Origin of the sequence: Bartonella sp. AA2SXKL, assembly GCF_042197205.1 — a bacterium.
GTDB lineage: Bacteria > Pseudomonadota > Alphaproteobacteria > Rhizobiales > Rhizobiaceae > Bartonella.
The window spans coordinates 330-627 of the sequence record NZ_JBHIRN010000224.1; the positions used below are offsets into that span (position 1 = coordinate 330).

Consider the following 298-nt stretch of genomic DNA (forward strand, 5'->3'; position numbering starts at 1 on the left):
CCCCAAATAAACACTGTGAATAGTCGACTTTTAAGTTAGCTAAAGAAAACTTCCTCTTTTAAATGTCACCACTTAGAAAGATTAAAATCATACCTTCTGATATTACTGCTTTGCTTATTAAAAACTCATAGGACCTCGCGAAAATTGAGTACGCCATCGTCTTCCCCCACCCCTTGAACCTCTTCTTTGAGTCGAAGAGGCTACAGTTACCAACTCAACCGCTTTCCCTTGGTTATTATCAAGGCAAGCAAACTCTGCTCGTAAAACTTTATCCAAAGATTTGCTCCTGTATGCATCA

Annotated in this window: 1 pseudogene; it reads right to left on the reverse strand. The window is 39.3% G+C overall.

The annotated features are described in order from the left end of the window. Positions 1 to 117: 117 nt before the first annotated feature. Positions 118 to 298, reverse strand: a pseudogene (locus ACFINS_RS10840) (hypothetical protein); the annotation flags it as partial.